Here is a 23,135-nt window from a genome sequence, read left to right as displayed (position 1 = left end):
AATGTCTCTTCTGTGCAAGTCTGCCCTCCCCTTTCTGGCATCATGCACCTGTTCTTTCCGGGGTGACCCATGCGCTATTCCGCTCTTTCGATTTTCCTGAACGGCCTTCGCGGCAACAAAAGCTGGGCGCCGGCCTGGCGCGATCCGGCGCCGAAGCCGCATTACGACGTCATTATCGTCGGCGGCGGCGGCCATGGCCTTGCCACCGCCTATTATCTTGCCAAGGAATTCGGCGTCACAAATGTCGCCGTCCTCGAAAAGGGCTATCTCGGCTCGGGCAATATCGGCAGGAACACGACGATCATCCGTTCGAACTACCTGCTGCCTGGCAACAATCCCTTCTACGAGCTGTCGATGAAGCTCTGGGAAGGGCTGGAGCAGGACTTCAACTTCAACGCCATGGTCTCGCAGCGCGGCGTGCTCAACCTCTTCCATTCCGACGCGCAGCGTGACGCCTATACGCGCCGCGGCAACGCCATGCGGCTGCACGGCGTCGACGCCGAGCTTCTCGACCGGCAGGCGGTGCGCAAGAAATTGCCCTTCCTCGATTTCGACAATGCCCGGTTCCCGATTATGGGCGGCCTGTTCCAGCCGCGCGGCGGCACGGTGCGCCATGATGCGGTCGCCTGGGGTTATGCGCGCGGCGCCGATCAACGCGGCGTCGACATCATCACCCAGTGCGAGGTGACCGGCATCCGCCGCGAAAACGGTCAGATTACCGGCGTCGAGACCAGCAAGGGTTTCATCGGCTGCGGCAAGCTGGCGCTGGCGGCCGCCGGCAATTCCACCGTCGTCGCCGATATGGCCGGCCTTCGCCTGCCGATCGAAAGCCATGTGCTGCAGGCCTTCGTCTCCGAAGGGCTCAAACCGTTCATCGACACCGTCGTCACCTTCGGCGCCGGGCATTTCTACGCGTCCCAGTCGGATAAGGGCGGCCTTGTCTTCGGCGGCGACATCGACGGCTACAATTCCTATGCCCAGCGCGGCAATCTCGCCTCGGTGGAGCATGTCGCCGAAGCCGGGCTTGCGCTGATTCCCTCGCTGTCGCGCGTGCGATATCTGCGCTCCTGGGGTGGCGTCATGGATATGAGCATGGACGGCTCGCCGATCATCGACCGCACCCACATCGACAATCTCTATCTCAACACCGGCTGGTGTTACGGCGGCTTCAAGGCGACACCCGCCTCCGGCTTCTGCTACGCCCATCTGATCGCCCGCAATGCGCCGCATCAGACCGCCCGCGCCTTCCGGCTCGACCGCTTCGCGCGCGGCTATCCGGTCGACGAAAAGGGCGTCGGCGCCCAGCCCAATCTGCACTGAGGACATTTGACGATGGCAAGCCTGATTTCCTGTCCTCATTGCGGCGTCCGACCGAAGGAGGAGTTCTCGATCCGCGGCGATGCCGGCCTTGCTCGGCCGGTGCCGGATGCCGGTGCGGAGGCCTGGTACGATTATGTCTATCTGCGCGACAATCCGCGGGGCCGGCACAGCGAATACTGGCACCATTCCTCCGGATGCCGCCGCTGGCTGATCGTCGAACGCGATACCGTCACCCATGCGGTCCACGGCGTCAGGGATGCCGCCCTCTCCAAGCTCGGCGGAGAACCGGCATGACGAGCTTCCGTCTTTCTTCCGGCGGCCGCATCGACCGCACTGCTTCGCTCGGTTTCACCTTCGACGGCAAGCCTCTTGAGGGCCATCCGGGCGACACACTCGCCTCGGCGCTGCTTGCCAACGGCGTCCAACTCGTCGGCCGCAGTTTCAAATATCATCGCCCGCGCGGCATTCTGACGGCGGGGGCTGCCGAACCGAACGCGCTGGTGACGACAGGCAGCGGCGGGCGCACCGAACCGAATACGCGCGCGACGATGATCGAGCTTTACCATGGGCTGACGGCAAAGAGTCAGAACCGCTGGCCCTCGCTCGGCTTCGATGTCGGCGCGGTCAACGGACTGCTGTCGCCCTTCCTCAGCGCCGGTTTCTACTACAAGACCTTCATGTGGCCGGCGGCGCTCTGGGAAAAGCTCTACGAGCCGGTGATCCGTAAGGCGGCCGGCCTCGGCAGAGCCTCCTACGAGGCCGATCCCGACACTTACGAGAAATGCTGGGCGCATTGCGATCTGCTGGTGATCGGCGCCGGCCCTGCCGGTCTTGCCGCAGCGCTCACTGCCGGCCGCGCCGGTGCGCGCGTCATCCTCGCCGACGAGGGATCCGAACTCGGCGGCAGCCTGCTTTCCGACAGCGGCACCATCGACGGCGAGGATGACGCGCTTCTCGGTGAGCTGCTTGCCGAACTGGCGAGCCTGGAGAATGTGCGCTTCCTGCCGCGCATGACGGTGTTCGGCTGGTACGATGACAATGTCTTCGGCGCGGTCGAACGGGTGCAGAAGCACGTGGCGATACCCGACCCGGAACGCCCCGTCGAACGGTTGTGGCGCATCGTCGCCCGCCAGGCGATCCTTGCAACCGGCGCCGAGGAGCGTCCGCTCGTCTTCGGCGGCAACGATATTCCCGGTGTGATGATGGCAGGCGCGATGCGCAGCTACCTCAATCGACAGGCGGTCGCACCCGGCAGAAGCACTGTCATCTTCACCACCAACGACGCCGGATATCGCACCGCCGCCGATCTCGAGGCCGCCGGCCTCGCGGTCGCGGCGATCGTCGACAGCCGCGGGGATGGAGGTGGGAGTTGGCAGGGCCGCGCCGAAGTGCTGGAGGGTGCCAGGGTCATCGATGCGTTTGGCGGCAAGAGCCTGCGCGGCGTCAACGTCAAGACCGCAGACGGCACCCGCCGTATCGAAGCGGATGCGCTTGCCATGTCAGGCGGCTGGAGCCCAATCATTCATCTTGCCTGTCATCGCGGCGCGAAGCCGCAATGGTCGCACGAGGCCTCGGCGTTTCTGGCGCCCGCCCAGCAGGAAAGTCTTGCCGTTGCCGGCTCGGCCGCCGGCCTTGCGAAGACGGCGACCTGCCTTGGGGATGGCGCCGCAAAGGCAGCTGCCGCATTGAAGATGATCGGCTTCGCAACGGTGGAGCCGGCCTTTGGCGCGGCGTCCGAGACGGCCGCGCAGGCAAAGCCGCTCTGGTCGGTGAAGGGTTCGAAGAGCAAGGCTTTCGTCGATTATCAGAACGACGTGCATCTCAAGGATTTGGGTCTCGCTGTCCGCGAAGGCTACGGCCATGTCGAACTCGCCAAGCGTTACACGACATCAGGCATGGCGACCGATCAGGGCAAGCTTTCCAACATCAACGCCATCGGAATTCTTGCCGAGGCGCGTGGCGTGTCACCTGCCGAAGTGGGAACGACAACGTTCCGGCCCTTCTATACGCCGGTTTCCTTCGGCGCTTTGACCGGGACGTCGCGCGGCAAACATTTCCAGCCGGCGCGCAAATCGCCGCTGCATGGCTGGGCCGAGAAGAACGGCGCGGTCTTCGTCGAAACCGGCCTCTGGTACCGTTCCGCCTGGTTTCCGCGCGCCGGCGAGGCGACGTGGCGCCAAAGCGTCGACCGCGAGGTGCTGAACATCCGGAAGAATGCCGGCCTCTGCGATGTCTCGACCCTCGGCAAGATCGAAATCTTTGGCAAGGATGCCGCGACCTTCCTCGATCGCATCTACTGTAACGGCTTCGCCAAGCTCGCCGTCGGCAAGGCGCGTTACGGCATCATGCTGCGTGAGGACGGCTTCATCTATGATGACGGCACCACCAGCCGGTTCAGTGACGAGCATTTCTTCATGACGACGACGACGGCGCTCGCCGCCGGCGTGCTGACCCATCTCGAATTCTGCGCCCAGACGGTGTGGCCGGACCTCGACGTCTGCTTCGCCTCCTCGACCGATCAATGGGCGCAGATGGCCGTCGCCGGGCCGAAGTCGCGTACCATTCTCCAGGAGATCGTCGACGAGGATTTGTCGGATGCGGCCTTCCCCTTCATGAGCGCCCGCAAGGTATCCCTCTTCGGCGGCCGCCTCGAAGGCCGGCTCTTCCGGATCTCCTTCTCCGGCGAACTTGCCTACGAGCTGGCAGTACCCGCCGGCTACGGCGAAGGCGTTGCCGATGCGGTCATGGCGGCGGGCGAGAGATATGGCATCTGCGCCTATGGCGCCGAAGCGCTTGGCGTCATGCGCATCGAGAAGGGTCATGTCACCCATGCCGAAATCAACGGTACGGTGACGCCTGGTGACCTCGGTTTCGGCCGCATGGTTTCATCAACCAAGCCGGATTTCATCGGCAAGGCAATGCTTGCCCGCGAAGGGCTGCAGGATCCCGAGCGGCCCCGCCTCGTCGGCGTCAAGCCGCTTAATCCGGCAACCGGCTTCCGCACCGGCTCGCATATTCTTGCCGAGGGTGCTGCGGCGACGCTCGAGAACGACCAGGGCTACGTCACCTCAAGCGCGTTTTCGCCGGGGCTCGGCCATACGATCGGCCTGGCGCTCGTCAGGCGTGGGCCGGAGCGCATCGGTGAAAAGGTGACGGTCTGGAACGGCCTGCGCAACGAAATCACCGATGCGGTGCTCTGCCATCCCGTCTTCATCGATCCCGAAAACGAGAAGCTCCATGCGTGATCTTCCGCAGCACAAACCGGTTCTTGCCGGCATGGCATATAACGGCATCTCAGGGGCGGGCGTCCGGCTGGAAGCCTTGCCGGAGGGCCATCTCCTGCATGTGCTCGGCGCGATCGAGCCCACCGCGCTCGCCACGGAATTGGTGAAAGCAGGCTTTGCGCAAAGTTCGATCCGCCAGGCGGGTTTCCGCCAATGGTTCGTCGCCGGCGACGAACCGTTCGTGCCCGCCAGCCTCGATGCTCTCGTTGCAGCGCTTGCGGGAAAGGCCTTCGTCATGGACCAGAGCCACGGGCGCGTGCGTATCGGCGTTTCCGGCCGTTCTTCGCGGGGGCTTCTCTCAAGGGGGACCGCCGTCGATCTCGATCCTTCCGTCTTTCCGGAAGGCCATTCGGCCATGACAATGGTCGGTCATCTCTCGGTGCAGATCGTCCGCACCGGCGATGACAGCTTCGAACTCACGGTCCTGCGCAGTTTTGCCGAAAGCCTCTGGGACGATCTCACCCATATGGCGGCGAGCGCCGAAAAGGACGGCGTCTGACAGAGCATGATGCCCAAAGGTGTGAGCGGTTTTCGGATGACATCGTGCTCTAACTATATAATGTAGAACAGAATTTCGATTGTTTTTAGGCTGTATGCAGCGCGGCGGCGCCGACCCATTCGGGGCGCTCGGCGCCTTGCAGCTCTTCCACCGCATCGGCGGCGAAGCTCGGCACGACACCGGTCCACAGCAGCGCGCCATCGGGATTGGAATGTCCGTCGCCCTCGAGCTTGTAGATGCTTTCGACGATATACTGGCCGTCATTGTTCAGGCCCTTGATCTCGGAGATCTCGATCACCCGGCGCCTTCCGGTGCGCTTGAAGCGGGCGATCTGCACGACGACGTCGACCGCCGAGGCGATCTGGGCGCGCAGCGGCCGAAGCGGCATGTCGATATCAGACATCAGCGCCAGCGTTTCCAGCCGGTGCAGGGAGTCATAGGGCGTGTTCGCATGTACCGTCGAAAGGCTGCCGCTGTGGCCTGATGTCATCGCCTGGATCATATCGAGCGCCTCGCCGCCGCGGCACTCGCCGACGATGACCCGGTCCGGCCGCATGCGCAGCGACGAGCGGAAGAGGTCGCGGATGCTGGCGCCGCCGCGGCCGAAACGGTCGGGCTTGGTCACTTCGAGATAGACGACGTGTTCCTTGCGGATCTGCAGTTCCGACGTGTCCTCGATGACGATGATGCGCTCGTGGTCGGCAAAGGCTTCCGACAGCGCGTTCAGCATCGTCGTCTTGCCGGTGCCGGTGCCGCCGGAGATGATCACGTTTTTCTGCAGCCCGACGGCCGCCTGCAGCAGCGTCAGCGACTGGTCGGTCAGGCTGCCCTGGGTGACGAGATCGCGGATGCTGCGATGTTCTTTCAGAAAGCGGCGAATGGAGATGCAAAGCCCGGTGCGGGAGGCGGGCGGCTGGATCATCTGCACGCGCGAACCATCCGGCAAACGCGCCTCGACGCTCGGCTCCTCCGGCGTCAGCCGCTTGCCTGAGAACTGCGCGATGCTGCGCGCGGCCGATTCCAGGTCTTCGCGGCTGGCGAAGCGCGTATCGGCGCGTTCGAGCTTGCCTCGCCTTTCGACGAAGATGTCGGATGTGCCGTTGATCAGGATTTCGGACACGCTCGGATCATCGAGGAGAAAACGGATCGGCCCGAGCAGCTTGTCCAGCGCCCGGGTCAGGACCTGGAAGGTTGCCTGTTCGGCAGCGTCGTCGGAAACGGCTTTCATCAGAGCGGCATCCCGACCAGGACCGTGCTCATGCCGAACAGTGTCGCCATCATCTGAACCGCGGTGGGAAAGAACATCATCAATGGAATGAGGACCAATGCAAGTATTAAGATGCTGCTCATCGTTTCCATCGTTTTCTCTCCGGATCGACTGGCGGGCGGTACCCACCATTTTGGGAAAGCTTAATCCAGATCATCAAACAACACCATGGTCGGGCGTCGCGCAGGCAGTGATTCTGATCGCAGTACGCCGTTTCTTCTATCGCTTTGAAAGAATTGACCAATTATGGAGCAGTAGACGAAGCCGCGAAGAACCATCAAAAACTTCCTCTTCGCATGTAAAACTGCAGCCTGTTCAAAAGCTTAGTTAAGAGAATCCGTCGTCAACTGCGATTTTTCCGGCGATGCCTCCAAGACAATTGGAACCCTTCGTTTCGTTTGCTTGACGGAGGGCTGGCCTTGGGCGCACTCTTGGGTCTTAATGGTGTTGCTCAACAAACGTTGGCCGCCGGGGAAGATAAGCTGAAGCAGAAAAAATCATTGGATCGAGCAACATGCTCGTTCGGATCGATGGCGTATGCTTGGTTCATCTTCACCACGGCTTCGAACCGAAACAAACCTGAGAATGAGGAGTAATCACATGTTTGGTAAACTCAAGACTCTCGCAATTGCACTTCACAAGGACGAACGCGGCGACATGGCCCAGATCGTCCTGGCGGTCGCCCTGATCGTCATTCCGCTGATGCTGATCCTGCTCGCCTTCGGCAAACAGATCGGCGAATGGTTCAACGAAAAGAACACGGCGCTCTCGGATGCCGAGAGAATTCCTGAGCCGGGTCAATAAGCGGATCGGGATCATGGATACGACCTATGATCTGACCCTGATGCCTGCGGCGGCGGCTCTTGCCGTCGCCTGCACCATGACCGCGGCGGTGCTCGACCATCGCCACGGTCATATCCCGAACGCCGTCACCTACCCCTGCCTGCTTGGCGGGTTCATGTTGGCGGCAATCGGCGGCGGTCTCGCAGGAATAGGGCTTGCCTTCGCAGGCCTCCTTGCAGCCGGCCTGATCTTCATCATCGCCTTCGCAGCCGGAAGCTGCGGCGGCGGCGACGTCAAGCTGATGGCGGCGCTCGGCGCCATTCTCGGCCTCTGGCCCGCCATCGACGTCACACTTGCCTCGCTGATGGCCGGTGGCGTGATCGCCGTTTTCTCCATGGCGCGGCGCGTTCAGTGGAGCGTGCTGGCCCGAACGGTCGGGCTGTTTGCGCTTCTCCTGCCTGCCGGTTTCCGCGATGCCGCTTCGGTGCTGAAGCCGCGCGAAACCCAACACACGGTCCGCTTCGGCGTTGCCGCTGCTCTCGGACTTCTCTGGTGCCTTTTCATGCCCGATTTCACCCCTCTTTCACTCGTGAGGTAACGGCAATGCGCGCTGAACTCGAACGCCCCATCTTCGACGGTGCCTTCTGGAGTTCGATCCTGCACTCGCGGACCTTCTGGGTCCCTCAGGATCACGGCGCGCTCCTCGGTACCTTTGCGATCGCCATGATGCTGCTTGCCTCGCTGCTGCTGCTGCCGCGGCTTTCCGCCCGCCGGCGCCGGATATCGGAGCTGCACGGCGACATCTCCGGCAGCACGACGATGATGGATTTCGTTCTCGTGACACCCGTCTTCGTCTTCTTCATGTTCGTGGTCTTCCAGTTCACCATCCTGGCCAAGAACCACCTCTTCACCCACTATGCCGCCTATGCGGCGGCGCGCAGCGCCCGTGTCTATTTCTGTCCGGCCCTGCCGATCACCATCCGGAGCTTGATCGACGCCAGGACGTGCGACGACGATGCTGCCGCCGGCAAGGCCGATCTTGCCGCCCGCCTGGCGCTGATCCCGGCCGCACCCTACGACCAGCTGAAATGCGTCGGTGCCTGCCAGCCGCCGGAAGATGCGCTGAAAAGCCTTGCCGATGCCTCGGGCCTGTCGAAGAACTGGCGCGCGATGCGCAACCAGGCCCGTTATATGTTCGACCCGCAGAACGTCACCGTGACCGTCGACCGCGCGCCGATGGCGATCTATGCCGCCATCAACCGCTCGCCGCATGTGCCGGTCACCGCCAAGGTGGAAGCGCGCTTCCTGCTGCTCGAATATGCCGGCTGGGTCTTTGCCCGCGGCCAGAGGAAGGACGGCCGCTACTACACGATCTCTACGGCGGAGGTGAACCTGCTATGACACTGACCCTCATCAAGCGCCTGCACCGCGACGAACGCGGCTTCCTGTCACCGATCATTCTCTACATGACGATCGCGCTCGCCCTGATGATCGTCTGGATCCTGAATACGGGACAGATGATCTACGACAAGCAGCGCACGCAAGACACAGCCGACGCTGCTGCTCTCGTCCACGCCGACTGGGAAGCCCGCTATCTCAACATTATGGCGATGAACAACGTCGCCTCCTCGCAGGCAACCGTCGTCATGGCGACGTCAGTCGCCTTCCAGCTGACGACGGCGGAGCTTGCCCTGCGCTCTACCGCCATTCTGGCAAAACTCGCCCAATATTCTTTTACTGAAGGCTTCGGGCCGGCATCCCTTTTGCCGCCGATGCCTCCGATGCCCTATTGCCCGGGCTGGCAAAAGGTCCCGATCGTCGGTGGCATCATCTACGGTGCTTGCCTGGCATTCCAGGGGGTCCGCGCGATAGGAGCCACCAAGGCGCTTGCATATACGGTAAAAGCACAGCTCGATTATGATCCATGGGGCCTTATCGAAAAGTCCAGCGACATTATCGACGCCATGAACGACCTCAACGACTACCTCGTCGAGAGCTTTCCTCAGCGCGTGGGCAACGAAGCCCTGCATCTGGTGCGCCTGAACAAGTCGGATCATGTCGTCTTCCACCCGCCGTGCGAATCCTGCAACGACGCCGGAGAGGGCGCCGGCGGCAACCTGCCGGTCGATCGCGACGGCATCAATCCCGCTGCGGCCTATGCTGAAATGTGCCTGGCGATGAGCAAGGGCACGCAAGGGCAGGATCCGCTCCTCATGCGCGGCGAGTTTGCCAAACGTGGCTTCCCCAATGGCAAGGGCCCGTTGACCGCGGGCGGCGTCGACGGCAGCCATATCCGCGACTGGGTCAATCACGAGAGCGGCATCGACGATGCTTTAGTGGACTTCTACATCTTTTATGAAGCCTTCGGCCCGGCCTATCTGAGCAAGGTCCCGTTCAAGGCAATCATCGAGCAATTTGGCGATCTCAGCTGGTGGCAGGAATTGCTGCTCGATGGCAGCTTCTATATCGCCGAGGAACTCTTCGGCATCGAGTTCGGCATCGTGAACCCCTTCCAGCTGCCGATCGACGTACCGCCGCGCTATTCCGACAAGCAGACAAAAGACGAGAACGATTTCACCCGCAAGTTCGACATGATCTGGAATCAGGTCTGCGGCCCAGCCGGTGGCGCGATTTCCGTGGCGGGTGCTCCCCTGCCTGTCATCTCCTTCCCGAAGCCTTACTGGCTGAAAGGACGCATACCGTTTAACTTCACGCCCTTCGGCGGCGAGCAGCTCGACGACTACCAGACGCTAGCCATCGTTTCCCGCGCCCCGCGCGCCAGGCTGCAGATCCGCATCTTCAAGGACAAGACACCGTCCGCCTACGCCTTGGCGCAGAGCTGGGTCCACAACTACACGGCCTTCGACCTCTACACCCAGGACTGGCTGGCATCGCTTGCCCCCGCGACACTCGCCGACGATATCGGCCAAGTTTCCAACACCATCAAGCAGAGCCCGGCGGCCGATAGTTTTACCGGCCTGACCCGCGTCTTCGATCAGGGAGGAACCAATGCCTGGGCTGCCATCAACACACACTGAGCCTATGGATGGTCCTCCGGGCCGCGGGCTGCTGATGCGGCTGCACCGCGACAGGCGCGGTCTCGCCTCGATCGAATTCGTGCTCGCCGCGCCTGTTATCTTGCTGATCGTGATTTTCGTCATTCATGCGAACAAGATTTCCACCAAGAAGGTCGGAACCATGGTTGCAATGCGCAACGCCGCCTTCGCCGAGGCGAACGGCCTGTCCTGTACGTCGGATTTCTCGAACGTCTTCCCGATACCGGCCTTGCCGGCACTGCCCGGACGCGACGCCATGAGCTGCTCACGCACACCATCGCATGAAGGCGGCGGCGACCCGCAGCGCACCTTTGTCTGGGACGACGTACAGAAGACCTGGAAGAGCGACGGCCGCGATTTCGGCGACATGGTCGGCGACCTCGCCAATGAGAAGCCGCAGCTCGTCACCGCGACGGCCGACCGGGTCTACAAGTTCAGGGATTCCGACGATCTCGATACGATCAGGAGCCTTCGCTGGAAGGACGCGTTCACGGTGGATGACTCGACACTGTTTGCCTCCCACAACAACGATACCACGCGCCGAGGCTACGATCCGACCCTGCGCCGGGAAATCCGTGGCGTGGCCGACGATTCCGGCGATCTGTTCGACGGCGTCTTTCCGGGAGCGAAATAAGATGAGACAGGGCTCGCGCATCTCCTTTCGTCTCGCCGGCTATCACACCGGTTTGGTGCTTGTCATCGGGCTTGCCGCCGCCATGGCGACACCTGTTCGCGCCGAGATCTATAAGGATTTGAGGGTGACGCTGAATTCGATGCTGGCCGGCATCCTCGGCGCGCCGGAGCGGGCGCCGCGCGATCTCGTCATCAACGGCCAACCGCTTGAATTCACGCCCTATCAGAGCGATCGCAGCATTTCCGATATCACCGACGAGTGGCTGCGGGTACTGGCCGTCAATACAAGGCCCGCCCTGCCGAAAAGCAACGACAAGGAAGAACTGACCGCCGTCATTGCCGCCAACATGCTGATCGTCCCGAAGACGAGCCGCATCCGCGACGATCTCGCCGTGGTGGTGCGATTCTTCGACGGCGACGGCGAGGCTGCCCTCGATTATCTCAGACGGCAGGACCCTTCAAATTCTTCGGCGAGAGCGCCCATCCCGGGCGTCACGATCATGATCCGCAGGCCGGCCGATGCGCCGATGACCGAGGTGCTGATGAGCCGCTTCGACGATGTTGCCTCGACGCTGCCGGCCTTTGCAGCACCTGCCGATGTCACCAAGCTGCCGCAGTCGCTGCGTCCGCCGGCCGGTGTCGAGGTGCTGAGCGATATCGGCGATCGCGACAAGGGCCACACGTCACGCACGGTCGTGTCGAAAGGTACGCTGTCGGCCGTGCGCTGGTCCGATCAGCGCGCCGATCTGCTTGCCCGCGACGGCTTCACCATCGAGACGCCGCCAGCGCAGCGCGGCGGGGTCACCGCGCTTTATGGCCGGCGCGGCAGCGTCGAGGCCAATGTTCTTTACACTCGCAGCAAAACCGACGGCCGAACCGTCGAGGTCATTCAAATCAGGCAACCCTTCGTAGGGGGAATAACACCATGAATTGGAAGCTCATCGCGGCTGTCATCGTCGGGCTAATCACCGGCGTTCTGCTCTACTTCTGGACCGAGAGCGTCAAGAACGAGCAGACGGCCTATGCCTTCATGCGGCTCCAGCCCGACAGGAAGGTCACGCGAGGACAGGCGATCACGCCCGACATGCTTGCCGAGCCGGTGATGCTGCCGGAAAGCTTCGGGGCGCTCGCCAAACTCGCGGTGCCTGCCGCCAGCGCCTATCAGGAATGGCTGAAGGACAGGACGGCTGCCGCCGATATTCCGGCCGGCTCCGTGCTGCTCTTCCAGTATTTCGACGATACCGACGGCGGACGCCTTACGACGATGATCGCGCCGGGTAAGCGGGCGCTGACCCTTCCCGTCAACGCAGCCGCGGCCGTCGGCCATTTCGTCGAGCCAGGCAGCTATGTCGATATCATCGGCACGGTCGACGAACCGGTCGAGCCCGTGGCGCCGGCCGCAGCGGCCCAACCGGGGGCCCCTGGCCAGCCCGCTGCCGTGCCAGGCCAGCCTGCCGTCCCTGGTCAGGCGCCGGCCACAGCAGGACAGCCGCAGGCTCCAGCCCAGCCGCAGTCGCCCGTCGAGCAGATGCTGAAGAACTACCTCACCCAATATCCCGGCGCAGACGAGAACGACGTCAACGCCTACCGCAAACAGGCGCAGGATTATAAACTCGGCATAAGCTCGCGCACCCGCGTCGTCACCCGCACCTTCCTGCAGAATGTCAAGGTTCTGGCCGTCGGCGCGGCGACGACGGCGGAGGGTGCGGTCACCAAGGCCAACAGCACCTACAACAATGTGACCGTCGAAGTGACGCCGTCGGAAGCTGAAATGCTGATTTTTGCCATGGGCCAGTCGAACGGCAGCCTGAACCTCGTGCTGCGCAATCCGGCCGACAATACCGTCGAGGACCTGCCGAGCATCAACTGGACGCGCATGTGACCGCCGCGGGGGAATGAGCCATGCTGTTGAAGATTTCCTATGAGGACGGCAGCGGTCGGGAGGTGATCCCGCTCTCGGCGAACGAGACCTATTTCGTCGGCGAAAGCAGCACGCTGACGCTGCCTGCCGGCGCGGGCGTCGTGCGCCTGCGCGGCAGCCACGTCTCTTCACCGCAATTCGTGCTGCGGAAGTCGGGCCAGGGCTGGTCGGTGCAGCATCATGGCCGCAACCCGACGCGCGTCGACGATCAGCCGCTTCGGGCCGGCACGCCGGTTGCGGTCTCGGCCGGCATGTCGATCTGGGTGCCGAACGTCACGATCGAGCTCGTCGAGCCGGCCGCGGCCGCCGAAGCGGTCACGCAGTTTCCCGATCAGGAACGCGTGCTCGCGCTGCAGATGGAAATCCACGAGCGCCTGCTGAAGGACACGCAATATGACCGGCTGGTGAAATCCGCCGATTTCGGCCGCGAGGACACGCGAAACCGAATCCGCGAGCGCCTCGACATGTTCATCAAGGAGGCGCTCGACGCTGCACCGCAGGATCTCGTCATCCTCGTCATCAAGAACGCCGTCTATCGGTGGCTGGCCAAACGCATTGCCCGCACGGGGCGGCGCGACGCCTCGTCGAATGCCGCAAGCCTGTCGCGCGAGGAGCAGGACAATCGCCGCTTGTTCGACGTCGGCAAGGCGCTGATATCGGCCTTGCAGCTCAAGCTGAACTTCGAATCCACCCGCTCCGACTTCGCCCAGCTCGATACCCGGTTCAGCGCCGCCTTCCAGTCCCGGCAAGCCCTTTTCAACGCCGGCGACCGCTATGAAATCGCCCATATGCACCTGCGCTCCAGCATCGAGGAGCTGATGTATCGCTGGGGGACGATCTCCGAGCTGATGGATCTCGACGTCATCTCGGAAATCATGGTGACGCGCTACGACGAGATCTATGTCGAAAAATTCGGTCTGCTGGAGCGTTATCCCTTCGCCTTCGCCAACGAGCGGCAGCTGATGAAGGTGATCGAGCGCATCGCCGTCGATTCCAACCGCTCGATCAACGAGAGCGAGGCGATGGCCGACTTCCGCATGCCGGATGGTTCGCGTGTCAACGCCGTCATTCCGCCGCTGGCAGTCAAGGGCGCCTGCCTGACCATCCGCAAGTTCGGCGGCAAGTCGCGGCTCGACATCAGCAAGCTAGTGACCGCCGGTGCGCTGAGCGAGCCGATGCGCGCCTTCCTCGAGGCGGCCGTCCGCTCGCGCAAGAACATCGTTGTCTCAGGCGGGACGGGCTCCGGAAAGACGACGCTCCTGAACAGCCTGTCGCAATTCATCCCGGTTGGTGAGCGCGTCGTTGCCGTCGAGGACACGTCGGAACTGCAGCTCGACGGCATTCATGTCGTCTACCTGCAATCGCGGCCGAAGACGGCGGAGTCCGAGACCAGCGTCACCATCCGCGACCTTGTGCGCAACGCGCTGCGCATGCGTCCCGACCGCATCATCGTCGGCGAGTGCCGCGGCGCCGAAGCGATCGACATGCTGCAGGCGATGAACACCGGCCATGCCGGCTCGATGACGACGGCGCATGCCAACACGCCGCAGGACATGATGACCCGCCTTGAGGTGATGGTGCTGCAGGGGCAGAGCTCGCTGCCTGTCATGGCGATCCGCCAGCAGATCGTTGCCGCCGTCGAGCTCGTCGTGCAGTTGAACCGCTTGGCGAACGGGCGGCGCGCCGTCACCGAAATATCGGAGGTGATCGGCATCGATCCGGATACCGGCCTCATCATCGTCGAGCCGATCTTCAATCTCGTCGGCCGCGCCGGCGGCCAGGCCGTGCATGCTTTTACCGGCTACCTGCCGAGCTTCGTCGCCGAGCTCGTCGAGTTCAACGACGACGGCGAAATCGAAAAACTGGACATGTTCGTCTGAGGGCAAAGCGATGAATATCAGCATTCTGCAGATTTTTACGGTCGCCCTCGGCGCAATAACGGCGGGGCTGCTCGTCTGGGGCGCGCCGGTGCGCTGGCCGGCGCCGCTGCTGCGCGCCACCGAGCGTGACATCGCGCTCGCCAGCGAGGCGGCGCAGGTCTTCGGGCGCGATGCCGTTCCGCCCTATACGATGATCCTCGCCTACGGCATCACGGCGATCGTCGTCTTCATCGTGATTTCGCTGATCTTCGGGCCGATCTTCGGCTTCGTCATCGCAATCCCGGTCGCCATCTTCTTGCCCAAGGGCGTGATCCGTTATTATCTGCAGCGCCGCTGGCTGCAGATCGAATCGCAGCTGCCCTATGCCGTCGACCAGATCGTCTCGGCGGTGCGCACCGGTAAGCCGCTCGCCATCGCCGTCAATGCGGTGGCCGATACCGGCCAGATGCCCGCCTCGCGCGAATTCGAGCGCATTGCCCGCGAACAGAAGCTCGGCATCGGCCTGGTCGAGGCGCTCGACCGCCACGGCCGCAACGTGCCGAGCCTGCATTTCAAGATGGTTGACGCAGCCCTCGGTCTCTTTGCCCGCCAGGGCGGCGACATCTCCGAGCCGCTGACGGAAATGTCGAAATCCTTCAAGGAAATCTGGAAGCTCGATCAGAAGATCACCACCTCGTCGTCGCAGGCGCGCATGAACTTCCGCGTCGTCAATGGCGGCGCGCTGTTCATGATGCTGATGATCTTCTTCGGCCAGCCGGAACTGATCGACAAGGTGTTCGGCAACGCCATCGGCATCGTCATCGCGATCGTCGGCGCCATTCTCTATGCGACCGGTTTCTTCTGGATGCGCTCGATGATGAAGGTGTCGGTATGATGTCTCAGATACCCCTCGCCGCGATCACCATCGTCTTTGCCGGCATCACGGCTGCGCTGTTCGTCTGGTGGATCGGCGATATGCTCGGCAGCATTCAGGTGGTGCGCCGGACCGCGGGCGGCGATGGTCCGCCGCCGAATATCGTCGACAGCATCGGCATGCGCACGCCGGTCGAATTCGTGCTGACGCATTTCGAGCCGCTGCTGGCCGACTACGGCGCGCAGCTCGAGCAGAAGCTGATCTATGGCGGCCGGCCTTTCGGCGGCGTCACGGGGCGGGAATATATCGCGCTGCTCGTTGTTTTGAGCCTTTTCGGTTTCGTCCTGCTCGGCCTGCTGTTCGGCATCGCCAGCGGCAGCGTCATCGGCGGGCTCGTGGCCGGGCTGATCCTCGGCCTGATCCCCGCGATCTATTTCTGGGTTGTCGCCGACGACAAGGCGCAGGACCGCAAGGAACGAATCTCGCGGGAATTTCCCTACTTTCTCGATCTCGTCGTCATGACGCAGCAGGCGCAGGCGACGCTGCCGGAAAGCCTGAGGCTTTATGCCGAAGCCGCACCCGGCACAGTCATGAGCGAGGAGATCGAACAGACGCTGAAGGACGTGGCGCTCGGAACCGGCATGATCGAGGCGCTGCAGCGCCTGGAGCGGCGCATGACCGCCGAGGAAGTCATCCGCGTCATCCGCGCCGTGATCCAGGGCGAAGTCGAGGGCAGCAACCGCGTCGAACTGTTGCGCGAACATGCGCGCGACCTGCGCTTCCGCCGCTGGGAAAAGGCCGACAGGGCCAGTGAAAAGCTGAAAGCCAAGATCGTCATGCCGGCGATGATGATTGTCGTATCGATCCTGCTTCTGGTGCTGGCGCCTGCAATTGTCGAGATGATGTCGAGTGGGATGTTCTGATCATGGTCTTTTCCTTCTTTCGCGGAAACAAGCCTAGCCTTCTGCAGACCGGTCCCGGCGGCCAGAGCCGCAGCCATGTGCTCGACCGGCCCGAAATGTCGATCGGCCGGGCTTCTAACGCCGATATCGTCGTCGACGATCCGTTCTTGGCGCCGATCCATGCGCGCATCGAGCGGCAGAGCGATGGCGGCTTCATCATTCGCCGCATGGGGCTGAACCCGATCATGCTGCGCGGCGAAGCGCTGTTGCAGACGGCCTCGCTGAAAGCCGGCGACAGCTTCCGTCTCGGCAAGGACGTTGAATTCCAATTCGTCGTCAAAGCTGCTGCCAAGGAGGCGCCGAAGAAGGAGGCATCCAAGGCAGGTGACGACAAGCCGAAGAAGTCGCTGCTTAAGCAGCCGGCCTTCCTCGCCGGCATGGGTGTCGCCTATCTCGCCATCGTCGGCATCATCGGCTACGTGATCCTCTCCGACAGCGGCAGCGCGGAGGGTGGCCCGACGGCAGAACGCATCAATGCGGAAGCCGCCCGCATTCCGACATGCATCAAGAACGCCCGGCGCATGCGTCAGGTTTCGGAGGCCAGCTTCAACGGCGCCGTCGGCGGCCGTGTCGGCAGGGATGGCGACGCAACCTATGCCGCCCTTTCGCTGGCAGCCGAGCCGTCAGACGACGCCGCGCTGGCCAAGGCAGCCGAACCGATCGTCGAGGCCTACAAACGCACGGCGCTCGCAGCCCTTGCCTCGGAAAACCGCGGCAACAATACGCTGGCGCAGACCCTCTACCAGCAGACCTACGATCTCGTTCCCGACGTCAACTGCTCGGCCGCGCGCTTCGCGCTGCAGCGGCGGGCCGCGGTGAAGCCGCCGGCGCGGCGCTGATTGCCGGTCTTGGAGCGCTGCTCGCTGGCATACTGATGTGCTTGTTCATCATCGTGGCCGCGCGAGCCGGTGGCGATGTCAAGGAGTTGCCGGGACACTGGCGATGACCTTTATCTCAAAGTCGGAGCCGACCGTGTGTTTAGACTGTCGAAGAAGGAGATCACGGGCTTTCGAGGCAGCGTCTGGTGAACTCGGCGATTGCTCGACCATCAGCAGTACCGCGCATTTCCGTCCCGGTTTCCGCGATGTCTATTCTTACGACAGCGGGGGGTGCGGGCAAAAATGCCTGGGATAGCAGGCTAGCCTCTTCAACCGATAACGGCGGCGTCAACACGACGTCGTTTTCGCCATCGCGACGCCACGTCGCCTGCCGGAAGAGCATGTGGGGCGCGTGTTTGATGGCCTGTACCGTTCGTATGTTTTCAGCGAGAATGATGAGGTGTGTTCGCTCCTCGGGACGAGTTCCATTGCGTGCGAATTCCTCCTCGATAGGCAGGCGCGTATTCAACGCGAGCCTGATTTGCCGTCCTTCTGAACACGTAATCCAGAGCCCGCTGGCCGGTCGTTCGGCTGTTGCTATCGTTAGGCTGTCGGTCGCGATGATGCCGGGAAGCGGCGGCAATGTCTGGCCCCGGTCAGACTCGGCGAATGCGGTCGTTACAAAGGCGGAAACGCCCATGGAAAGAGGCCAATTGGTCGTAAGAAGTGCCAGGATGACGACAAAGGCTTTGCTTTGGATGCCGTCCAGGAATGCGCGGCAGGCCGCGAGCCGTAGCGGGGGCTTCAATCGCATCCAATAATCTCTCTCTGCACGTCACGGAGATCAAGCCGTGACCCTGTATCCTGTCTTCGATCAACCGTGGTGCTGGCCTGAAGGTGCTCAGGGCCATCACCTGCTTTAGGTCCGTTGCGGACATTGAACCTGGCCATTACCGTGTCTAGGTTTAATAAATGACCAGACTGCGCAAGACGATAACAACCTTGCTGAGCACCTTGGGGCTGATCATTGGCGGCTGGTTGGGCTATCAACTCGCTGGGATACTAGGCGTGCTCATGTTCGTGCCTGTCGGCGCTATTGTCGGACTTTGCGCAGGTCTTAGGGGCTGGCGGATAATCTATTGGATGGCGTTCGTTCCGTAGCAAAATGTCCAATGACGTGGACCAGTCCATTATTGCTCATGGCAAACTGGTCACTCTGACATAATAGCCGTCAGGATCGACAAGACGAAAGTCACGCAACCCCCAAGGCTGTACAGCAAGATCGGAGACCGGCCAGCCGCTCTTTTTCGCTGTGCGATAGGCACCCTCGACGTCAGCGACCTTCAAGACGATCTCGACGCCGAGGCCAGCACTCTGGCCGGTATCGATCCTTAGCGGATGATCGGTCGAAAGGACGCTGCGCGAATTGATCGCGATCATTGCGTCACCGTTTTTCAACATCGTGTATTCGGTGCTCGACGAGCCCTGGCTCGCAAAGCCGAGAACCCTCCGATAGAAATCAATCGATGTCTCAGGCGCTTCGGCAAATAGCTCCAGACTCAGTTGCAACTGGTGCCTCCTTTTGCTCAGAATGAATGCTTGCCAGAAGGGGCAGACGAGCCTGACGCTGGCGGGCTTCATTTGGAGAGGTGCTTCGTGATCAAATCGCCGGAGAAATAGAAAAAGTTTGCGACGCCACGATGTTTGCAACTGGAGCAAACGTGACGGCGAAAGGCGGTTAGCCCTCGAAATCCGAACTATCTTTGCGCGCTTGATGGCAGGTCCGGCCGTCGCTCTCCAACTCCCTGCCTGACGAGCGACAGAGCAGCGATGCCCGCCTCATCGGCCGCGCGCAGAAGCGCTTCCCGGAATTGTTCCGGAGCAATCTTCCCGCTCAATGCGTCGACGCAGGCTTTCACGGCAGCCACGTATTCCTCGCCGTCATCGCACGGCCAGTCGTTGATCAGGAGACGGGCGGCGTCGCCCAACGTCCATACGATCTTGCGAGATGCCGGACCTCGCAAGGCAAACCCAACCGGCGTGAATGCTGATGATGTATTCCAGCACATTGTCCTCGACCCCTCAAGGCACGGATACCGCAGTCCCCACGTTCAATATACGCGCGTATTTTGTAATTTGGAATTGAAATTTGTCGAATGATGCGGCTTGAGCGCGAGCTGCCGAATGAAGCAGAAACGGCGCGCAAACTGCCCTATTCGGCCCCATTTTTCGCCGCGCTCACCGCAATTCTGCAGTAACCCGGAAGATACCGCCGGCCGACGCGTCGGAGCAGACCACGAAGGTCGAGCCCTCCTGCGCCATGAAGGCGACATTGCCGCCGGCTTCGCAGGGGGTGGCGCTCCATTGCAGGATGATATCGCCGTTGTCGGGCAGTTTTTCCGGCGGGATCTTCGCCGCGCTCGCCATCCATTCCGTCGCCGACGGCAGGTGAACGGGCGCGTTCAGCTGCTTCGACAGCCAAGCCGTATAGTTCTGCGCCTCGGCAAGAGGCACGTCGTCGGCCGGCTGCTGCGGATTGTCGGCATAGGCCTGGGCTGCGGCTGGATCGGAATTGGCGCTGTAATATTCCGCCATCTCCGCCCGGGTGACGGCCTTCGACTGCATGCAGAAGGATTTGTCGACCTTCACGGCGCCATTGGCGACGCCAAGCATGCCGCCGAGCTCCTTCATCGACGAGGTCATCAGCCGGACATTCTCCAGCGAATAGCTTCCCGCTGGGACGGTCTCGAAGGCAACCGTCTGCGAAACCGGGCAGAAGCCGCGTGCCGATAGCGCCTCGAGATCGGCAAGGATCGGCTGGTAGGCTGCGATCGCGAGCTTATAGGCCTCCGCGGTGTAGCGGCCGTCGGCCTCGCCGATCTTCGGGGCGAGTGCCGCAAGCGTCGGATCGGCAACACCGGCGCGGGTGGCGATCGAGGCGTGGAGATCGGTGACTTTCTGCTTCAGCGCCGTCGCCTCGTCCTTCGCCGCCATGACGTCGGCGATGACGGCGTCGAACAGTTTGGCGGCGTCGCCATAACCTGACGTCGCGGCCGGCATCTGCCATTGTTCGGCCTCGGCCTTGGCCTCGGTCATCAGCCCGCTCGCCTTGGCAACGTCGGGGCTATCGCCGGCGCCGATGCGATTGACGGTTTCGCGCTTTGCCGCCGCGTCCTTTTCGGCCGCCGCCAGCGCGGTGAGCGCCTTGGCGAGATCGTCAAACGTCGTTTTCGACTCGTCGTAGGCGCCGACCGCAGCATGCATCTGCTTTGCGGTGGCGGCATCGGCAGCAGACTTCATCTTGACGTCGGCCTCGGCAAAATCCGGCGCCTTGTCGCCGCCTGCGGCCGAAGCGGCAGCCCTCGCTTTCTCGGCATTCTCCTTCGAGATGCCGATCAGCGCATTGCCGAGATTGATGGCCGCCGTCTGGAATCCCGGAAGTGCCTTTTCGTAATCTTCGTCCTTGAGCAGAGCATCGGCCGATGTCAGGGCCGATGCGCCGGTGTCGTAGGATAGCTTTGCCTGGTCATTAGCCGGGCGCTCCGGCGCCTTGGCGGCAATCGCCTTCTGTTTGCGGCTTTCGGCCTCCTTCTTCCAGGTGCCGACGTCGGCGACGAGCTTCGGATCTGGGGCCAGCAGCTTCGGGATGGTGACGACGCCGACGCCGATGCAAATCAAGAGCAGCGCACCGATCATGGACAGCTTGGCAAGCGTCCACTTTTTCGGTTTCGGGGCGTCCGGCTGCTGCTGCATGCTGCCGCGCGGATCCCACGACATCGGCTGGATGCCTGTCGTCACGCGCGCAAATTCGCCGAGCGCATCGGCGCCCGTGCGCGGTCGCGCGGAGGGGTCGCGGCTCAGCATCCTTTCCACCAGGCTTGCAAGACCTTCGGGAAAGCCCGGAATCAGCACGTCGAGGCGGGGAAAGATATTGGAAGGATCGAGATGGATGTTCTTCCAGCTCTGCTCGCGCTGGTGCTCGTCTTCCCAGACCATGACGCTGTCGAAGACGCTGGCGTAGGTCTGCCGCGGCAGGAACAGCTTGTAGGCGATCATGCCCATGGCGTAGATGTCGAGCGCGGCGGAGGCGGAAAAAGTACCGCTGGCATAGATCTCCGGCGCGCCGAATTCCGGCACATAGGGCGGGATGATGTGCTCGCCGATCTTCGAGATCAGGTGCAGGTTGCCGATCCGCACCGACAGGCCGGAATAATCCTCGGAGACATAGATGCACTGGTCCGTCAGCGCATTGTGGGCATAACCGGCGCCGTGCAGCGTCGCCAGCCCCTCAAGGATGTGGCGGCCGATCTCGACGGCGCGCTCGTAGGCCACCATCTCCGTTTCGTCGAGATATTGGTGCAGCGTTTTCGACGGCCGCTTCTCAACAATATAGAAATTGTCGTCTTCCGGCGACGGCGGAATGAGGTCCTCGATTTCCACGAAGCGGCGCGCCGTCAGCGATTTGGCCTCGTTGATGGAGGTCCAGACCCGCTCGAAACGAGCCTTGTCCAGTTTCAGCGCCATATCGGGCGCGACGATGAAGACCGCATGGTCCATCCGCTTGTCTTGGGCCGGATAGACGATGAACTCGTTCTCATAGACCGGCTCGCCGATCGTGTAGCGGGCGATCAGATCACTTCTCATGCACTTGTCCCCCTGCATTCATTACATTCATGAAACCGAATACTATTCGCCTGCCAGTAATGGATCGCCGATCAGGCCCGCGGCCAGCAGCAGGCCGGTTCTTGTATCGCGAAGCGCGAAGGCAAAACGGGCATCGGCCACGACACGAATAAGCTTCGGATCGATACTGCGTTCCGTGATAACAGCCGTGGCTGCTGCCGCCTGCGTGCCGTTTTCGTCAACCTTGATCATCGTCTTCTGAAGGACGCGCGCCAGGCTGATGTTTTCCTTGGTGAAACCCGGGAAACCCGCATCCTTGGCCTTCTCGGGCGTCACTCCCATCGCATTGAGTATCGGCATCAAATCACGCCCGTCGTTCAGGGAAAAGCGGGGCAGGAAGATTTCGCCCTTGGCGGCTTCGAATTTTTCCCCTTGCAGCCAGGAAGCGAGCGCCTTCAGGTCCGCGCCGCCCACCCCCTTGCCGGAGCGCGCCGCCACGACGACCATGCTGTAGCTCCCGCCGGCATAGGCAAGGTCGACGGCGGTGAATTTCTCGTCGAAGCGGAATTTTTGGCCATCGCCGGCAAGATGCATCATCGGTACCGAAATCGTCGACCCGTCCGGCCGCTGAAAGGGGCTTGCCGGGCTTTCCCTATCGAAGGACGTCTTCCAGCGCGCCTTGAAGGAGAGTGCGCCGAGGCTGACGAAGCCGCCGCCCGGCGGTGAGTCCAGGATCACAGGAATGGCGCCCCGCGTCGCTTGTTTGACCCAGCCGTTGATGTGCTCGACCGATTTCGGCCCGTCGAGATCCTCGATCGAGGGCTTGATCCGGTGGCCGGCTAGCATGGAGAGCGCATCGGGAACAAGCACCAGCTTGTCGTCGAAGACGATCGCGACCGCCGTCGTCAACGGCGCATCCGCCGCTGCCGGCTTCTCGGGGGTCATTGCGTCAAGCGCCGTCTCCGGTCCCTTCACCTCACCGCCGAAGCCGAGGCCCTTGGCAATCGAGACCTTGCCTTGGTCGGAGGCGCCGAGGGCGGCAAGGCCGAGTGCCGCGGCAAGGCTTGCCGGCGACACCATGATATTGGCGGCACCCTCCTTTGCCAGCGTCCGGTCGATCAGTTCGGCGGCAAGCCCCGCTTGCGCTGTAAGCATCGCCTTGCTGTCGCCGGCATGAGCCGGAGCAAGCGCCATCAGGGAAGCGGCAAGAGCCGCCAGCAGAGTGGATTTCGGCAT

The 23,135-nt window shown here is 62.5% G+C and carries 21 protein-coding genes; 15 read left to right on the top strand and 6 right to left on the bottom strand.

The window, feature by feature from the left end:
- The first annotated feature begins 69 nt into the window (after positions 1-69).
- From BS630_RS28265 to BS630_RS28250, 4 genes are read left to right on the top strand one after another with little or no spacing between them, the layout of a single operon-like run.
- Positions 70-1,320, top strand: coding sequence for a sarcosine oxidase subunit beta family protein (locus tag BS630_RS28265; RefSeq protein ID WP_077980030.1), 1,251 nt, complete (start codon positions 70-72; stop codon positions 1,318-1,320).
- Between the two features lie 12 nt (positions 1,321-1,332).
- Positions 1,333-1,614, top strand: a complete 282-nt coding sequence (locus tag BS630_RS28260; protein ID WP_077980029.1) for a sarcosine oxidase subunit delta — start codon at positions 1,333-1,335, stop codon at positions 1,612-1,614.
- Positions 1,611-4,565, top strand: a complete 2,955-nt coding sequence (locus BS630_RS28255) for a sarcosine oxidase subunit alpha family protein (RefSeq protein ID WP_077980028.1) — start codon at positions 1,611-1,613, stop codon at positions 4,563-4,565. Before BS630_RS28260 ends, BS630_RS28255 begins: the two co-directional genes overlap by 4 nt.
- A complete protein-coding gene (locus tag BS630_RS28250) occupies positions 4,558-5,103 on the top strand; it encodes a sarcosine oxidase subunit gamma (RefSeq protein WP_077980027.1) in 546 nt (181 codons plus the stop codon). Before BS630_RS28255 ends, BS630_RS28250 begins: the two co-directional genes overlap by 8 nt.
- A gap of 85 nt (positions 5,104-5,188) precedes the next feature.
- Here BS630_RS28250 and BS630_RS28245 read toward each other — a convergent pair whose 3' ends face one another.
- The gene (locus tag BS630_RS28245) at positions 5,189-6,502 is read right to left on the bottom strand and encodes a TadA family conjugal transfer-associated ATPase (protein WP_245289859.1); all 1,314 of its coding nucleotides are present in this window, start codon (positions 6,500-6,502) and stop codon (positions 5,189-5,191) included.
- A 468-nt stretch (positions 6,503-6,970) separates the two neighbouring features.
- On the opposite strand from BS630_RS28245, the gene BS630_RS28235 reads away from it, so the two are divergent.
- From BS630_RS28235 to BS630_RS28185, 11 genes are read left to right on the top strand one after another with little or no spacing between them, the layout of a single operon-like run.
- The gene (locus BS630_RS28235; protein WP_003548168.1) at positions 6,971-7,174 is read left to right on the top strand and encodes a hypothetical protein; all 204 of its coding nucleotides are present in this window, start codon (positions 6,971-6,973) and stop codon (positions 7,172-7,174) included.
- Between the two features lie 13 nt (positions 7,175-7,187).
- Complete coding sequence (locus tag BS630_RS28230) at positions 7,188-7,751, top strand: A24 family peptidase (RefSeq protein ID WP_077980026.1); 564 nt, start codon at positions 7,188-7,190, stop codon at positions 7,749-7,751.
- Positions 7,752-7,756: 5 nt separating this feature from the next.
- Positions 7,757-8,554 carry a TadE/TadG family type IV pilus assembly protein gene (locus tag BS630_RS28225; RefSeq protein WP_025397620.1) on the top strand — a complete coding sequence of 266 codons (798 nt, stop codon included), beginning with the start codon at positions 7,757-7,759 and terminating at the stop codon, positions 8,552-8,554.
- Entirely contained in the window at positions 8,551-10,191 is a 1,641-nt protein-coding gene (locus BS630_RS28220) for a TadE/TadG family type IV pilus assembly protein (RefSeq protein ID WP_077980025.1), read from the top strand. The genes BS630_RS28225 and BS630_RS28220 overlap by 4 nt, the downstream gene beginning before the upstream one ends.
- A complete protein-coding gene (locus tag BS630_RS28215) occupies positions 10,163-10,843 on the top strand; it encodes a TadE/TadG family type IV pilus assembly protein (protein ID WP_077980024.1) in 681 nt (226 codons plus the stop codon). The genes BS630_RS28220 and BS630_RS28215 overlap by 29 nt, the downstream gene beginning before the upstream one ends.
- A gap of 1 nt (position 10,844) precedes the next feature.
- Entirely contained in the window at positions 10,845-11,771 is a 927-nt protein-coding gene (locus tag BS630_RS28210; protein ID WP_077980023.1) for a hypothetical protein, read from the top strand.
- The gene (gene cpaB / locus BS630_RS28205) at positions 11,768-12,724 is read left to right on the top strand and encodes a Flp pilus assembly protein CpaB (protein WP_077980022.1); all 957 of its coding nucleotides are present in this window, start codon (positions 11,768-11,770) and stop codon (positions 12,722-12,724) included. Before BS630_RS28210 ends, cpaB begins: the two co-directional genes overlap by 4 nt.
- A gap of 20 nt (positions 12,725-12,744) precedes the next feature.
- Positions 12,745-14,643, top strand: a complete 1,899-nt coding sequence (locus BS630_RS28200; protein ID WP_003548183.1) for a TadA family conjugal transfer-associated ATPase — start codon at positions 12,745-12,747, stop codon at positions 14,641-14,643.
- A gap of 10 nt (positions 14,644-14,653) precedes the next feature.
- Complete coding sequence (locus BS630_RS28195; RefSeq protein ID WP_077980021.1) at positions 14,654-15,517, top strand: type II secretion system F family protein; 864 nt, start codon at positions 14,654-14,656, stop codon at positions 15,515-15,517.
- The gene (locus BS630_RS28190; RefSeq protein ID WP_077980020.1) at positions 15,514-16,419 is read left to right on the top strand and encodes a type II secretion system F family protein; all 906 of its coding nucleotides are present in this window, start codon (positions 15,514-15,516) and stop codon (positions 16,417-16,419) included. The genes BS630_RS28195 and BS630_RS28190 overlap by 4 nt, the downstream gene beginning before the upstream one ends.
- A gap of 2 nt (positions 16,420-16,421) precedes the next feature.
- Complete coding sequence (locus BS630_RS28185; RefSeq protein ID WP_077980019.1) at positions 16,422-17,297, top strand: FHA domain-containing protein; 876 nt, start codon at positions 16,422-16,424, stop codon at positions 17,295-17,297.
- 160 nt (positions 17,298-17,457) lie between these two features.
- Here BS630_RS28185 and BS630_RS28180 read toward each other — a convergent pair whose 3' ends face one another.
- From BS630_RS28180 to BS630_RS28155, 5 genes are all read right to left on the bottom strand, one after another.
- Entirely contained in the window at positions 17,458-18,090 is a 633-nt protein-coding gene (locus BS630_RS28180) for a hypothetical protein (RefSeq protein WP_077980018.1), read from the bottom strand.
- Positions 18,091-18,473: 383 nt separating this feature from the next.
- Positions 18,474-18,845 carry a VOC family protein gene (locus BS630_RS28170; protein WP_020052832.1) on the bottom strand — a complete coding sequence of 124 codons (372 nt, stop codon included), beginning with the start codon at positions 18,843-18,845 and terminating at the stop codon, positions 18,474-18,476.
- Positions 18,846-19,033: 188 nt separating this feature from the next.
- Entirely contained in the window at positions 19,034-19,345 is a 312-nt protein-coding gene (locus tag BS630_RS28165) for a DUF982 domain-containing protein (protein WP_011655309.1), read from the bottom strand.
- Between the two features lie 169 nt (positions 19,346-19,514).
- Complete coding sequence (locus BS630_RS28160; protein WP_077980266.1) at positions 19,515-21,920, bottom strand: protein kinase domain-containing protein; 2,406 nt, start codon at positions 21,918-21,920, stop codon at positions 19,515-19,517.
- 42 nt (positions 21,921-21,962) lie between these two features.
- Complete coding sequence (locus BS630_RS28155) at positions 21,963-23,135, bottom strand: serpin family protein (protein ID WP_077980016.1); 1,173 nt, start codon at positions 23,133-23,135, stop codon at positions 21,963-21,965.

It is taken from the genome of Rhizobium laguerreae (assembly GCF_002008165.1).
Taxonomy (GTDB): Bacteria; Pseudomonadota; Alphaproteobacteria; order Rhizobiales; family Rhizobiaceae; genus Rhizobium; species Rhizobium laguerreae.
This window is presented reverse-complemented; position numbering and strand designations above follow the sequence as displayed.

What these genes read in the sequence shown, in the direction of transcription:
- BS630_RS28265 (WP_077980030.1), top strand. Translation starts at nt 70, where the DNA reads ATGCGCTATTCCGCTCTTTCGATTTTCCTGAACGGCCTTCGCGGCAAC.
- BS630_RS28260 (WP_077980029.1), top strand. Translation starts at nt 1,333, where the DNA reads ATGGCAAGCCTGATTTCCTGTCCTCATTGCGGCGTCCGACCGAAGGAG.
- BS630_RS28255 (WP_077980028.1), top strand. Translation starts at nt 1,611, where the DNA reads ATGACGAGCTTCCGTCTTTCTTCCGGCGGCCGCATCGACCGCACTGCT.
- BS630_RS28250 (WP_077980027.1), top strand. Translation starts at nt 4,558, where the DNA reads ATGCGTGATCTTCCGCAGCACAAACCGGTTCTTGCCGGCATGGCATAT.
- BS630_RS28245 (WP_245289859.1), bottom strand. Translation starts at nt 6,502, where the DNA reads ATGGTGGGTACCGCCCGCCAGTCGATCCGGAGAGAAAACGATGGAAAC.
- BS630_RS28235 (WP_003548168.1), top strand. Translation starts at nt 6,971, where the DNA reads ATGTTTGGTAAACTCAAGACTCTCGCAATTGCACTTCACAAGGACGAA.
- BS630_RS28230 (WP_077980026.1), top strand. Translation starts at nt 7,188, where the DNA reads ATGGATACGACCTATGATCTGACCCTGATGCCTGCGGCGGCGGCTCTT.
- BS630_RS28225 (WP_025397620.1), top strand. Translation starts at nt 7,757, where the DNA reads ATGCGCGCTGAACTCGAACGCCCCATCTTCGACGGTGCCTTCTGGAGT.
- BS630_RS28220 (WP_077980025.1), top strand. Translation starts at nt 8,551, where the DNA reads ATGACACTGACCCTCATCAAGCGCCTGCACCGCGACGAACGCGGCTTC.
- BS630_RS28215 (WP_077980024.1), top strand. Translation starts at nt 10,163, where the DNA reads ATGCCTGGGCTGCCATCAACACACACTGAGCCTATGGATGGTCCTCCG.
- BS630_RS28210 (WP_077980023.1), top strand. Translation starts at nt 10,845, where the DNA reads ATGAGACAGGGCTCGCGCATCTCCTTTCGTCTCGCCGGCTATCACACC.
- cpaB (WP_077980022.1), top strand. Translation starts at nt 11,768, where the DNA reads ATGAATTGGAAGCTCATCGCGGCTGTCATCGTCGGGCTAATCACCGGC.
- BS630_RS28200 (WP_003548183.1), top strand. Translation starts at nt 12,745, where the DNA reads ATGCTGTTGAAGATTTCCTATGAGGACGGCAGCGGTCGGGAGGTGATC.
- BS630_RS28195 (WP_077980021.1), top strand. Translation starts at nt 14,654, where the DNA reads ATGAATATCAGCATTCTGCAGATTTTTACGGTCGCCCTCGGCGCAATA.
- BS630_RS28190 (WP_077980020.1), top strand. Translation starts at nt 15,514, where the DNA reads ATGATGTCTCAGATACCCCTCGCCGCGATCACCATCGTCTTTGCCGGC.
- BS630_RS28185 (WP_077980019.1), top strand. Translation starts at nt 16,422, where the DNA reads ATGGTCTTTTCCTTCTTTCGCGGAAACAAGCCTAGCCTTCTGCAGACC.
- BS630_RS28180 (WP_077980018.1), bottom strand. Translation starts at nt 18,090, where the DNA reads ATGCGATTGAAGCCCCCGCTACGGCTCGCGGCCTGCCGCGCATTCCTG.
- BS630_RS28165 (WP_011655309.1), bottom strand. Translation starts at nt 19,345, where the DNA reads ATGTGCTGGAATACATCATCAGCATTCACGCCGGTTGGGTTTGCCTTG.
- BS630_RS28160 (WP_077980266.1), bottom strand. Translation starts at nt 21,920, where the DNA reads ATGAGAAGTGATCTGATCGCCCGCTACACGATCGGCGAGCCGGTCTAT.
- BS630_RS28155 (WP_077980016.1), bottom strand. Translation starts at nt 23,135, where the DNA reads ATGCCGAAATCCACTCTGCTGGCGGCTCTTGCCGCTTCCCTGATGGCG.